Source organism: Corynebacterium sp. KPL1824 (assembly GCF_000478095.1).
GTDB lineage: Bacteria > Actinomycetota > Actinomycetes > Mycobacteriales > Mycobacteriaceae > Corynebacterium > Corynebacterium accolens.
This window is the reverse complement of sequence record NZ_KI515750.1, coordinates 534,090-546,415: the sequence shown is the minus strand read 5'-3', so window position 1 is coordinate 546,415 and position 12,326 is coordinate 534,090. Positions and strand designations below refer to the sequence as shown.

At 60.7% G+C, this 12,326-nt stretch carries 10 protein-coding genes; 1 reads left to right on the top strand and 9 read right to left on the bottom strand.

The window, feature by feature from the left end:
• Positions 1–17 precede the first annotated feature (17 nt).
• Together HMPREF1267_RS08860 and glnA are read right to left on the bottom strand one after the other, a co-directional pair.
• Positions 18–962, bottom strand: coding sequence for a TDT family transporter (locus tag HMPREF1267_RS08860; protein ID WP_084539238.1), 945 nt, complete (start codon positions 960–962; stop codon positions 18–20).
• Between the two features lie 236 nt (positions 963–1,198).
• Entirely contained in the window at positions 1,199–2,632 is a 1,434-nt protein-coding gene (glnA, locus tag HMPREF1267_RS08855) for a type I glutamate--ammonia ligase (RefSeq protein WP_023029016.1), read from the bottom strand.
• A 118-nt stretch (positions 2,633–2,750) separates the two neighbouring features.
• Here glnA and HMPREF1267_RS08850 point away from each other — a divergent pair, with 118 nt between their 5' ends.
• Positions 2,751–3,224 carry an RDD family protein gene (locus tag HMPREF1267_RS08850; RefSeq protein ID WP_005278294.1) on the top strand — a complete coding sequence of 158 codons (474 nt, stop codon included), beginning with the start codon at positions 2,751–2,753 and terminating at the stop codon, positions 3,222–3,224.
• Between the two features lie 153 nt (positions 3,225–3,377).
• Here the strand turns inward: HMPREF1267_RS08850 and HMPREF1267_RS08845 are convergent, their stop codons facing one another.
• From HMPREF1267_RS08845 to sucB, 7 genes are all read right to left on the bottom strand, one after another.
• Positions 3,378–4,163 (bottom strand): DUF4191 domain-containing protein, encoded by a 786-nt coding sequence (locus HMPREF1267_RS08845; protein ID WP_023029015.1) that lies wholly within the window; start codon positions 4,161–4,163, stop codon positions 3,378–3,380.
• A gap of 82 nt (positions 4,164–4,245) precedes the next feature.
• On the bottom strand, positions 4,246–5,310 hold the full coding sequence (gene lipA, locus HMPREF1267_RS08840) for a lipoyl synthase (RefSeq protein ID WP_023029014.1): 1,065 nt from the start codon (positions 5,308–5,310) through the stop codon (positions 4,246–4,248).
• A gap of 136 nt (positions 5,311–5,446) precedes the next feature.
• A complete protein-coding gene (lipB, locus tag HMPREF1267_RS08835) occupies positions 5,447–6,250 on the bottom strand; it encodes a lipoyl(octanoyl) transferase LipB (RefSeq protein ID WP_023029013.1) in 804 nt (267 codons plus the stop codon).
• 103 nt (positions 6,251–6,353) lie between these two features.
• Positions 6,354–6,746: a glycine cleavage system protein GcvH gene (gene gcvH / locus HMPREF1267_RS08830; protein WP_005278306.1), complete on the bottom strand. Its 393-nt coding sequence runs from the start codon at positions 6,744–6,746 to the stop codon at positions 6,354–6,356.
• Between the two features lie 45 nt (positions 6,747–6,791).
• The gene (gene gcvT, locus HMPREF1267_RS08825; protein ID WP_023029012.1) at positions 6,792–7,904 is read right to left on the bottom strand and encodes a glycine cleavage system aminomethyltransferase GcvT; all 1,113 of its coding nucleotides are present in this window, start codon (positions 7,902–7,904) and stop codon (positions 6,792–6,794) included.
• Positions 7,905–7,906: 2 nt separating this feature from the next.
• Positions 7,907–10,750 carry an aminomethyl-transferring glycine dehydrogenase gene (gene gcvP / locus HMPREF1267_RS08820; RefSeq protein ID WP_023029011.1) on the bottom strand — a complete coding sequence of 948 codons (2,844 nt, stop codon included), beginning with the start codon at positions 10,748–10,750 and terminating at the stop codon, positions 7,907–7,909.
• Positions 10,751–11,048: 298 nt separating this feature from the next.
• Positions 11,049–12,326: 2-oxoglutarate dehydrogenase, E2 component, dihydrolipoamide succinyltransferase (sucB, locus tag HMPREF1267_RS08815; RefSeq protein ID WP_023029010.1), on the bottom strand; the 1,278-nt coding region annotated here is incomplete at its 5' end.

Sequence of the window (12,326 nt, the reverse complement as noted above, 5' to 3'; positions counted from 1 at the left end):
ACGAGGGAAGACATCACCTAGTGAGTCAGTTCTTTGCGTGTGCGGCCCTCCCAGAGCCAGCCTAAGAAGCGCGCTGAGCACAGGCACCAGTGAGCGATAAGGAGCAGGGGAATGCTCAGCGCGACAACATCAAGCCATTCTGAGCCATTGACCAATGCGGTCTGGTGCCCGCCCATGCTCACGGTGCCAGGCGGAAAGGTGCACGCCCACCACGCAGGGGAATAGGGAACCCAGCGGGCTGCTTGCGGATAAAAGTTCACCATCGCATACAGCGATAACGGGATGGCGATGGCGAGCGCGATAAGCCCGTAGTACACGGAGACACTGCCGGGGTAGAGGATCTGCATTGCGGTGGTAGATTGCCCAACCACGCCCAGTGGCACCCACGCGGTGGCGGATTTTCCATCGCTAAAATCCACTTTGCCGTGCCACGCCGCCCAGTAGACGTAGACAAATACTGGGACTGCCGTCAGCAAGGACATGACGAAGAGCGCGGTGCCCATGATGTGGTAAATCTGCCCGTAATCGCGGGCCAGCCACCCGGCTACCGATGCCGAAATCATCGGCCCTACCAAGGGGAGACCCCAGGTAAAGCGCGGCTCTCCATCGAAGCGGGTGAGCTGAATGCCCCACGTGATAACGGTGACGGGGCCGCCGATCCAAAAACCGACGAGGCGGAATACTCCAATGCCCGTCAACCCGGATAGTGCCGCTCCCAGCGCGAGGACGCCGATGAAAAACATGGACCATTCCGCCATGGTGGTCCGCTCAAATCGCGGACTGCGGTAGCGGGCGTAACCGGCAGTCAGCACGACGAAGATGGCGCACGCAAGTGCTGCAAATACACCAGCGGCAACGAGCATGTCTTCTTCGACCAACATGCGCGAGACGATGGAGGTGCCCATGAGGCTGCCGGCCCATGCAGGACCAGGAGGGGGAAGTTGGCGGAAAGTATCAGTCACTACCCAGATTCTAATTTCATCCGAAGCCGCATACTAAGACCGAGCCGCTTTTTGCCTGGTGAAAACCCTCATGCGTGCAGCAGAGAGCGGCCGGCCTCAAAGTGGGCTACGACTATGACGAGGCTCTCGGGCAAGCCCAGCGGTAGCGCCGTAAGCATGAGAAGAAGGCAGCCACCTAACTATTGCTTAGGTGGCTGCCTTCTATCCGGAGCTAGCTGAGAACTAGCAGCGACGATTTAGCAGTCGAAGTAGAGCTCGAACTCCTGCGGGGTAGGACGCAGGCGCGCGGGGTTGATCTCGTTTTCGTACTTGTAGTTGATGTAAGTCTCGAGGAGATCCTCGGTAAAGACATCGCCCTCGGTCAGGAAGTCCATGTCTTCCTTCAGAGCCTCTAGGGAGGCCTCCAGGGAGGTTGGTGCCTGCGGGATGGACTCGGCCTCTGCTGGAGGCAGCTCGTAGAGGTCTTTATCCACCGGGGCGTGCGGCTCGATGCGGTTCTTCACGCCATCCACACCGGCCATCATCATGGCGGCAAAGGCCAGATATGGGTTGCTGGACGGGTCCGGGGCGCGGAACTCGATGCGCTTAGCCTTCGGGTTGGAACCGGTAATCGGGATGCGGATCGCAGCCGAACGGTTGCGCTGGGAGTACACCAGGTTGATCGGCGCCTCGAAGCCAGGAACCAAGCGGTGGTAGGAGTTCAGCGTTGGGTTGGTAAAGGCGAGCACGGCGCCGGCGTGGTGGAGGATGCCGCCGATGAAGTAGCGGGCGATATCGGAAAGCCCTGCGTAGCCAGCCTCATCGTGGAAGAGGGGCTCGCCGTCCTTCCACAGGGACATGTGGGCGTGCATGCCGGAACCATTATCGCCGGCCAGCGGCTTAGGCATGAAGGTCGCGGTCTTGCCCCACTCCTGGGCGGTGCGCTTGACCACGTACTTGAAGGTCTGGATGTCATCGCCGGCGTGCAGCAGCGAGTTGAAGCGGTAGTTGATCTCGTTTTGGGCCGCGCCCACCTCGTGGTGGAAGCGCTCGATCTGGAAGCCGACCTCTTGCAGGTTGGCCACGATGTCATCGCGGACCTCGCTGTGCTTATCGTACGGCGGGGTAGGGAAGTAGCCGCCCTTCACGCGGGTCTTGTAACCGGTATTGGGAGTGCCGTCCAAGTTGGTCTCGTTATCGCGGTTCCACCAGCCTTCATCGGAGTCCACCTCAAAGAAGCCGTGCTGCATATCGGTGCCATAGCGCACGGAATCGAAGAGGTAGAACTCGGCCTCGGCGCCAAAGTTACAGGTATCGGCGATGCCGGTGGACTGCAAGTATTCCTCGGCCTTGCGGGCAATATTGCGCGAGTCACGGGTAAAAGGCTCAAAGGTAAAGGGATCGTGGACGAAGAACTTGATATTCAGGGTCTTCGCCGAACGGAAGGGATCGATATGCGCGGTGGCCGGATCCGGCAGCAGCGTCATATCGGATTCCTCAATGGTGGTAAACCCACGAATGGAAGAACCATCAAAGGCCAAGCCATTTTCGGCATCTTCTTCAGTAAATTCGCTGGCAGGGATGGAAAAGTGGTGCTCGGTGCCGGGGACGTCCGTAAAGCGGACATCCACGAACTTTACGTCCTCATCCTGAATATATTGGACGATGTCCTGCACTGTCTCGAAAGACAAGATTGCCTCCTGTTTGTTGGCCGATGAATTATCTGCCTATAGCCTACTAGTTTTATCCGGCCGGCATGGCCAATAGCCTCGTTTCACTTCTGAGTGAGGGGCAACTAAATTGGTGAGCATGGCAGACAAGCGCACGTGGCTCGATGGGCCCAATATTCCGGGCGAATATGACGATGCAGGAACCCCCGGACGGTGGCCCGGTGAAAACCTGGGCCTGCCGGAATCCGGACCCGGATCCATGGCGTCGGTAGGCCGCCGCGCAGGCGCTGTGGCCATTGACTGGATCATTTGCATGCTGCTGGCTAACGTCATCCACATGGTCACCACGCAGCTTGGCGGCGTGTCCTTTTTGGGCTATGCGCTCTGGGCATTAATGGGCATCGTATGTGGCTGGCTGTTCGCACGCACCCCAGGCATGCTCATCCTCGGTATGGGCGTGGCTCGCCTGGACGTGCCGGGCGCGCAGGTGGGGCTCTGGCGCGCGGCAGTGCGCACGCTGCTGACCGGCGTCATCTTCCCAGCCGCCATGGTGGATGCGGACGGGCGCGGCATGCACGACCGGGCGACGGGCACCATCGTTATCAACTCTTAGCGTTGCGCGGGGATAAGTCCCGCGCACCGTGTAGCCACGAAAACCACGACAGTCCCTGCAACCTTTCCCAATCGGGTGTTTGCAGGGACTGTTTGCGTTGTGAAACAAGGCGAGAGCTGAAAGCCCGGCCAAGGCGTGTGGCTAAAGCAGTGTTTAGCCCTTGCCCTTGCGCTGTTGCGCGCGGCGCATGCGGCGGTTCATGCCGGACATGTTCTGCGCCTGCTGCGGCATTGGGCCCTTGGGCATGCCAGGCATCGTTCCCGGCATGGAGTCCATGGCCTCAATGCGGCGGATATTGTCGTAGGTGGCGTTCTTATTGTAGTTGCGCGGCAGCTTCATGAGGTGGTTGCGCAGCTTGGATACCGGCACCTCGTCCTCGCCGGTGCCGACGTAGACCTCATAGATCGGTACGCCGCCGGCAATCTTGTCCACGCGCTTTTTCAGCTGGTTAAGGGTGGGGCGAAGGCGGTTCTTATTGCCCTCGCACACGAAGATGACGCCCGCATTGCCGATGACCCGGTGGATAAGGTCCTGCTGGCGGGTGGCGGCGATGCCAGACTTTACGGACCACACGATGCCGACGGTATTGCGCAGCTGCTGCTCCAAGGCCCAACCGGCGGCGCCGGGCTGGTCTTCGACGCGCTTGTACATATCGCGTTCCAAGCGGCGGGTAAACAGGAACATCGCCAAAAGCGCGCCCAAACCCAAGCCGATAATCAGCATGAACCACTGGCCATTAAAGAGCGTGCCAATGAGGAAGAATAATAGGCCGACGCCGAGGAAGGCGGCCAGCATGATAGGGATGAGCGCCTTATCCTGCTTGCGCTGCAAATTGAATGCCTGCCACAACTGTGACCAGGTTTGCTTACGCTTTTGGCGCTTGGCCGCGCGTTCTTGCTTCTTGGCAGCTTTCAGGGCTGCTTTGTCATCTTTCGCCATGGTTCCTACTTTAAAGGTCAGGTGACATAAATGTTAAACGGCCCCCGCAGATGGCGAGGGCCGAGTAAGAATATTCCGCGGTTTAGCGCACGGTTGCCGCGACCGAATTAGCATTGGCCGGAGTCTTGGCCATGCGGGTGGTCACCGGGGTTTCCTTGGAAGGGCCGTACTTATCCAGCAAAGTGGATGCCTCCTGGGCGGTAGCGCCCTGGGACGTTTCCTTCAGGTGCTGGAGGTTTTCCGGCAATTCCAGGCCGCGCTTTTCCATGGCCTGCACGTACAGGCGGCCGGCGCGGTAGGAGGAGCGAACCAGCGGGCCGGACATGACGCCGCCGAAGCCCAGCTCCTTGGCCAGCTTGGAGTGGGCCACGAATTCCTCCGGGCGCACCCAGCGCTCGATGGGGTGGAAGCGCGGGCCGGGGCGCAGGTACTGGGTGATGGTGATGATGTCACAGCCAGCTTCGCGCAGGTCGCGCAATGCTTCCTCGACCTCTTCCTCGGTTTCGCCCATGCCCAAAATCAGGTTGGACTTGGTAATAAGACCGTAGTCGTGGGCCTGGCGGATAACATCGAGGGAGCGCTCGTAGCGGAAGGCCGGGCGGATGCGCTTGAAGATGCGCGGTACGGTCTCCAGGTTGTGGGCGAAGACCTCCGGCTGAGCCTCGAAGACCTCTTCCAGCAGGTCCGGCTTGCCAGAGAAATCCGGGGTGAGGTTCTCCACGCCGGTGTGCGGGTTGAGCTCGTGGATCTTGCGCACGATCTCCGCATATAGCCACGCGCCCTCATCTGGGAGGTCATCACGGGTCACACCGGTAATGGTGGTGTAGTTAAGGTCCATTTCCTGGATGTTTTCGGCCACGCGGCGCGGCTCGTCGCGGTCAAGCGGCTCCGGCTTGCCGGTAGCGATATCGCAGAAGTCGCAACGGCGGGTGCACTTATCGCCGCCGATGAGGAAGGTTGCCTCGCGGGATTCCCAGCATTCGTGGATATTCGGACAACCGGCTTCTTGGCAGACGGTGTGCAGGGAAGCGCCGGCCACGCGGGACTTCATGTCCTCGTAGCCCGGTCCGGTGCGTACCTGGTTGCGGATCCACCGCGGCTTTTGTTCGATGGGCGACTCCGCATTTTTCTTCTCAATGCGGAGCATCTTGCGTCCTTCAGGCTTTACAGTCACAAATACTCACTTTATCGATTAAAGATGGTGATGGCTAATAGCTCTTCTAGGTTCAAGGCGCGCGGGCGCACAACTATTCCACGCTAGCCCCAAACTAGGGCCACGGGGCTTAAGCCTGCGCTTGCCGACGCCGCTCCCGCGCCTTCTCATTCGCAAGCTTCGTGGGATCGGGCGCGGAACCGAAACTGTGGTCGGCGACGGTGAGGCGGCCCGAGAGGGCATCATCAAGCGCCCGCAAAAGCGGTTTAGCGGCTTCCTCCATCGTGACCTCGCGGCCGAGTTCTAGCGACAGCGTGGTGATATCTGCATCATCGATGCCACAGGCCACGATGTGATCGTAATACTCCAGCGTATTGCTGCAGTTAAGTGCGAGGCCGTGCATGGTCACCCCGCGGGTAATGCGGATTCCCAGCGCCGCAATCTTGCGATCGCGCTGCGAGGCGGATGGATCTTTAGCCTGGGTGGTAGAGGGAACCCACACCCCAGAGCGGCCGTCGATGCGGCCTGCGGTAGTCACGCCCAGCTCGCGCACCGCCTGGATGGTGGCCTCCTCGAGGCGGCGGACATAATCGACAACATCGACAGGCTCCGCCAGCTTGATGATGGGGTAGAGCACCAACTGCCCCTCGCCATGCCAGGTAATGCGCCCGCCGCGGTCCACGGTGATAACCGGCAAACCGTTATCCGGCATATCCTCAGGCTGGGTGCGCTTGCCCGCGGTGTAAATATTGGGGTGTTCGACCACTAAGACCACATCGTCTTGCGTGCCCTGCGCGCGCGCCGCTGCCACCTCCGCCTGATAATCCCATGCCTCTTGGTAATCCATGCGGCCCAAGTGGCGTATTTCAAGGGGGTTGTCCGAGGCGCGAATGGAGCGTTCAGCGGGAAAGAAAGGATCGCGTGGTGCAGTCATACTCTCTAGTGTCGTCTTCTTTGGTAGGGAAAAGCAAAGCGGGAGAATGCCATGGCATCCTCCCGCCTTATTTTATGTTCGAGTGGGTCGAACGAACCGCCTTTTAGTCGAGGCCGTTCGCGGAGGCGTATTCGTCAGCCTCCATCAGCTCGCCTGCTTCATCCACCTCGACCTCGAAGAGCCAGCCCTCACCGAAGGGGTCGTTGTTGATGACGGCGTAGTCATCGTGCACGGCATCGTTGACGGCCTTCACGGTGCCGGTGACCGGGGAGAACAGGTCAGATACGGACTTGGTGGATTCGACCTCGCCACAGGAATCGCCGGCGGTGACGGTATCGCCAACCTCAGGCAGCTCTGCGAAGACGACCTCACCCAGGCGGTCTGCGGCCACGGAGGTGATACCGATGCGAACGGTCTTGCCTTCCACGGCGTCCTTGGCGGCGTTTACCCATTCGTGGTCTTCGGAGTAGGAAAAGTCTTGGGGCAGGTTAGACATGATATGGAGTCCTTTCGGGCTGAATATTTAGGGTATGCGGGTGGCTTACTTATCGCGCTTGTAGAACGGCAACGCGGTTACCTCAAAAGGATAACGCTTGCCGCGGATTTCTACTTCGACCGCGGTGCCCGGTTCGAGCTCCGCGCTGGTATCGAGCAGCGCAATGGCCACTGGGTGGCCGAGCGTGGGGGAGGGCTGGCCAGAGGTGACGGTGCCGACCTTGGTGTCATTGAGGAAAACCTCGGCGCCGGCGCGCGCGGCGCGGCGCTGATCCGAGGTGAGCCCGGAGATAACGACCTGAGGGCCTTCCTCGGCGCGCTTGCGGATGACCTCTGCACCGACGAAGTCCGCTTCCTTCTTGGCAAAGGCGCGCGACATGCCCGCCTCTACCGGGGTGATATCGCGGGAGAGCTCGTTGCCGTAGAGCGGCATGCCGGCCTCCAGGCGCAGCGAGTCGCGCGCGGCTAGGCCACACGGCTTGATGTCATATTCCGCGCCCGCCTTGAGCAATTCATCCCACAACTGCGGGGCATCGGAGTTATAAACGATGAGCTCGAAGCCATCCTCACCGGTATAACCGGTGCGCGCGATGATGGCGAAGGTGCGCGCCACCTTGCCCATCGTGGCGGCGTAGTAGCCCAGCTCGTAGACGGCCTCTTGCTTATTGTCCTCTACCAGCGGGACGAGGATCTCCGCGGCTTTGGGGCCCTGCACGGCGATCATGGCGACGTCGCGGGACTCGTTCTTGAGCTCAACGTCAAAACCCTCGGAGCGCTTATTGAGCTCGTCCCAGACGGTATCGGCATTGCCAGCATTGGGCACAACGAGGAACTTTTCTTCCTCGAAGCGATAGGAAATCAGGTCATCGATGATGCCGCCGTCTTCAGCGGTGATCATGGAGTACTTGGCCTTGCCCACCTTCAGCGAATCCAGGTTCGAGATGAAGGAGTAGGACAAGAACTTGCCGGCGTCGGGTCCATTGACCCAGATTTCTCCCATGTGGGAGAGATCAAACAGGCCGGCGCTGGTACGAACGGCGCGGTGTTCTTCCAGCTCGCTGTTGTACTTCAGCGGCATATTCCACGGCCCAAAGGCCGTGAAGGTAGCGCCGAGTTCCTCATGCTTGGCATTGAGCGGGGAGGTTAGAAGTTCGGACATTGTTACTCCTCGGAATCGTCGATCTCGAATGCTTCTGGCGGCGGGCAGCTGCACACCAGGTTGCGGTCGCCGTAAGCCTCATCGAGGCGGCGAACCGGTGGGAAATACTTGTAGCTATGCAATAGGGATTTGACCGGCCACGCGGCCTTGTCGCGGCCGAAGGAGTACTCCCAGTTATCGGTAGCCACCGACTCAGCCGTAAACGGTGCGTGGTGGATAACGGAGTCCTCGTAGGCCACCTCACCGTCGATGATCTCCTGGATTTCGGCACGGATGGTGCGCATGGCTTCGATGAAGCGATCCAGCTCGCCCTTGTCTTCAGACTCGGTGGGCTCAATCATCAAGGTGCCGGCCACGGGGAAGGCCAGGGTGGGGGCGTGGAAGCCGAAGTCGATGAGGCGCTTGGCCACATCGGCGGCGGTGACCCCGGAGGCATCGGTAAGCTCGCGCAAATCGATGATGCACTCGTGCGCCACCAAGCCCTCGTTACCGGTGTAGAGCACAGGGAAGTACTCGTTGAGCGAGGCCGCCAGGTAGTTTGCGCCCAATACGGCGTGGCCGGATGCGGCGGCAAGGCCCTCGGCGCCGGTCATGGCCAGGTAAGCCCACGAAATGGGCAGGACGCCGGCGGAGCCGTACTTGCTGCCGGTAATGGGAACGCCCTGGCCAACAGGGGTTTCCGCGGTGGCGTCCAGCTCAGGAGATGCGGCATCGCTGGGCAGGAACGGGATGAGGTGCTCTGCCACCGCTACCGGGCCAACGCCCGGGCCGCCGCCACCGTGGGGAATGGTGAAGGTCTTGTGCAGGTTGAGGTGGGAGACATCGCCGCCGAAATCGCCTGGGCGAGCCCAGCCGGTCAGCGCGTTCATGTTGGCGCCATCGATGTAGACCTGGCCGCCGACCGCATGCACCTTATCGCAGACATCGCGTACCTCGGGGTCGAAGACGCCGTGGGTGGAGGGGTAGGTGACCATGATGCCGGCGATGTGGTTGCCGTGCTTTTCGATCTTTTCTTCCAAGTCCGCGACGTCAATGGAGCCGTCCTCGGCGGTCTTGACCACGGCGACGCGCAGGTTTGCCAGGGTGGCAGAGGCGGCGTTGGTGCCGTGTGCGGAGGCCGGGATGAGCACAACATCGCGCTCATTATCGCCATTGGCCACGTGGTAGCGGCGGATGGCCAGCAAGCCCGCCAACTCGCCCTGGGAGCCGGCGTTGGGCTGGATGGAGACCTTGGCATAGCCGGTAAGCTCGGCGAGCCAGCCTTCGATCTCTTCCACCAATGCGCGCCAGCCCGTCGTGGTCTCTTCCGGGGCATACGGGTGGATGCCGGCGAATTCTGGCCAGGAAATGGGCTCCATGGCCGCGGTGGGGTTGAGCTTCATGGTGCACGAACCCAGCGGAATCATGGAGCGGTCCAGCGCCAAGTCCTTGTCCGCGAGCTTGCGCAGGTAGCGCAGCATCTGGGTCTCAGAATGAATGGAGTGGAAAATCTCGTGCTCCAGCGGCTCCTCGGCGCGCTGCAGGTTCTCCGGCAGCTCAAAGTTCGCCTCAGCCGGGCTGGCGCCAAAGGCCTCTGCTAGGTGCGCGACATCGCGGGCCGTAGCGGATTCACCGAAGGATACGGATACCTTGTCGGTGCCAATTGCGCGCACCAAGTAGCCCGCATCCTGCAGGTCGGCCTTAATCTTCTGCGCGTCGACACCGGCGACGGTGACGGTATCGAAGAAGTCCCGTGTCGTAATCTCCAGTCCGGCATCCACGATGGACTGAGCGAAGGAGGAGGCCAAGCCGTGCACACGCTCGGCGATGTCCTTCAGGCCCTTCGGCCCGTGGTAGACGGCGTACATCGAGGCCACATTGGCCAAAAGGGCCTGAGCGGTACAGATATTGGAGGTCGCGCGCTCGCGGCGGATGTGCTGCTCGCGGGTCTGCAGCGCCAAGCGGTAGGCCGGGCGGCCATCGGCATCCTTGGAGACGCCGACGATGCGGCCCGGCATCTGGCGCTTGAGCTTATCCGTTACCGCCATGTAGGCAGCGTGCGGGCCGCCGAAGAAGAGGGGAACGCCAAAGCGCTGGGACGAGCCCAAGACGATATCGGCACCCAAGTTGCCGGGGCCTTCCAGAAGCAGCAGGGACAGTGGGTCAGTGACCACGGAGGCCAACGCGCCGCGGGTGTGCAGCTCTTCAATCAGGGCAGAGGGATCGAAAATTTCACCTTCGGTGCCGGTGTAGGCGATGACGGCACCGATGAGGTCTTCACCCACCAAGCCCTCGCGCACGTCCACGATCTCTACCTCGAGGTCAATGGCGCGGGCGCGCTCAGCGGCAACGGTAAGCACCTGCGGGTGGAGGCGGGAGTCCAGCACGACGCGGCGGCCCTTCTTTACCGCGCGCGACATCAAGCCGACCGCCTCGGCGGTGGCGGAAGCCTCATCCAACAAGGAAGCATTCGCGATGGGCAGCCCCGTCAAAGACTCGATCATGGTCTGGAAGTTGAGCAAGGCCTCCAAGCGGCCCTGGGAAATCTCGGGCTGGTACGGGGTGTACGCGGTATACCAGCCGGCATCCTCAAGCAGGCCGCGGCGGATGACGGCCGGGGTCAGGGTATCCGAGTAGCCCTGGCCATAGAAGGGCTTCAGCACCGTGTTTTGATTGGCGAACTCCCGCAAAGCGGCCTGTGTCCCGTCTTCAGAGAGCGCTTCTGGCAGGTGGGGAAGTTCCTTAGCGCGGATCTTGGGTGGAATGGCGGCATCGACAAGCGCTTGCACGCTGTCGTAGCCCACCGTCCCGAGCATGGCGGACTGCTCGGCAGAATCCGGCCCTAGGTGGCGGGAGATGTAATCCATCTGTGAGGTCTCCTTCATCGGGTGCAATGGTCTTAACCGCCCCTAAGTATATGTTTAATAACCGGTAAAAACAGCGCCCTTGACAAACTTTTATGCAGTAACTCACCGATGAAAATGTGTTGTAGCCCGCTTACCTCCCACTTAGTGAAATATGTCCTGTAGTGCCGGGATAAAACTCCTCTGATATTTGTGCCGGAAGTTCTCCCGCTACACCCCCGCGGAGTACCCCAGGCATGACAAAACCTCCCGCCCCCTTCGCGTTGAAGGAGTGGGAGGTATGCCAGTTAGTTAACTGCTTTTAGATATCGAGGTCAGCCTCGAAGTCTGCAGTCTCCAGGCGGTCCTTGATGGTGGTGATGAAGCGACCAGCGTCTGCACCATCGATGACCTGGTGGTCGTAGGTGAATGGCAGGAAGCACATCTGGCGGATGGCGATGGCGTCCTGGCCGTTCTCGTTGACCACGACGGCGCGCTTCTGGATAGCCGCGGTACCCAGGATTCCGGCCTGTGGCGGAACCAGGATCGGGGTATCGAGCAGGGCGCCCTCGGAACCGATATTGGTCACGGTGAAGGTCGCACCGGTCAGGTCATTCGGCTTCAGCTTGTTATTGCGGGCCTTATCAGCCAGCTCTGCAATCTGCTGCGCGATTTCCGGCAAGGACAGGTCCTGTGCCTTGTGGATGACCGGGGTGAGCAGACCCTTCGGGGTGTCTACGGCAATGGCGACGTTGACATCCTCGTGGTAGGTCATCTCCTTGGTCTCTGGGTCATAGGAGGCGTTCACGTTCGGGTGGGAAACCAGAGCCTCCGTGGTGGCCTTCACAATGAACGGCAGGAAGGACAGGTTGGCGCCGTACTTATCAATGAACGCCTGCTTGCTCTTCTTGCGCATATCCCAGATAGGAGTCATGTCGACTTCCTGCACGTGGGTAAGCTGTGCGGAAATCTGCAGCGCTTCCACCATCTTGGTAGCGGTGATTTCGCGGATACGGTTGACCTTCTTGGTGGTGCCGATAAGCTCCTGCTTTTCCGGATCCACGGACTTGGTGGACCAGCGTGCGCGTGGGGAGTCAGCAGTCTTCTTATCGTCGCCTGCCGATGCCTTCGCATCGCCCTCGCCAGCAGCGGCCAGGACGTCTTGCTTGCGGATGCGTCCGCCTACGCCGGTGCCCTCAATGGAGTTGAGGTCCACGCCGTGCTTATCAGCCAGCTTGCGCACCAACGGGGTGACGTATGGAACGTTATCGCCGTTGTTGACCTTGGCGGAGGTGTTCAGGGAAGAATCCTGCTTCGGCTCTTCCTTCTTCTCCTCCTTGGCAGGCTCGGACTTGTCTTCCTTCTTGTCCTCGGACTTGGTTTCTTCCTTGTCTTCGGACTTGTCGGAGTCGGAGTCGGAGTCGTCAGAGTCGTCAGAGTCGTCAGAGTCGTCGGAGGATGGTGCGGCGTTTTCGTCGCCGACGCGGGCGATTGCTTCGCCGACCTCGATGGTTTCGTCTTCTTCTGCGAGGATTTCTACCAGGGTGCCGGCAACCGGGGAAGGAATTTCAGTGTCGACCTTGTCGGTGGAGACCTCGAG